The 803-nt window shown below is 57.9% G+C and carries 1 protein-coding gene; it reads right to left on the reverse strand.

Annotated elements, in window-relative coordinates:
- Positions 1–439: 439 nt before the first annotated feature.
- On the reverse strand, positions 440–803 hold a 364-nt coding region (locus tag AC0L20_RS39590), incomplete at its 5' end, for a DUF2339 domain-containing protein (RefSeq protein ID WP_473295602.1).

The following is an 803-nucleotide window of genomic DNA, read 5'->3' on the forward strand; positions in this document are numbered from 1 at the left end:
ATCAACTGGTGTAATAAACTGGGTGCTGCTGTTCCATTCCCTGCCTGTGGGGCTGAAGCCTGGGGGACTCGCTGCTGTTTCCAGGTATTGACCTGTGTCTGCATCTTGCGCATTGAGGTGGAGCCCAACACTCTCGTCAGAGGCTTTACCCCACCAGAGCGCTCCCCTGGCGCCCGATGCGCAAGGTCAAAGGACACGAGTACTCGAAACAGAAAAAAACCACGCTTCATTTGAAAATGGAAACGGCCGATTGGACACACTTTGCCAAGCGTTCGTTTGGCGTGCTACGGCCATTACCGGTGCTGACGCGCACTCTCATTCAAACGAGCACGGAGATAGCGATGTTCTGTAGACACAAGATTGAAATAGATAAGGACAACCTTGGACTACCGCCAACCCTCATCTCACGCCAAACCCTTGCTGACTTTTCGCAGGCCAGTCAGCTGTTGAACCGCACCCAGGCAAAGCCAATGCCGAAGGTGCCGACAAAACCGATGAGATTGAGCAAACGCCAAGCCTTGAACCAGGCGATGGCGAGGATGCCGGCGTTGAGCAACGCGAAATAACTGAACAATGCGACATGGTTACCGGCGCCGGTCGACGTGAGGATCGGTGCCGCGAAACCACCGAGCGCCGCGGCGCAGGCCAGGCCCAACGCATCCTGAGTAACGGCCAGGATCGCCGAGAACACCGTGACCGCCACCAACAGGCCCAACGCCGCGCCTGGGTCGATCAGCGGGTGCAGGCGCATCGCCGCAAACACCGTGAGGTACAGCACCGCGATGCCGGTGCCTTGCAGCATC

The organism is Bradyrhizobium sp. Kon58 (assembly GCF_055807455.1).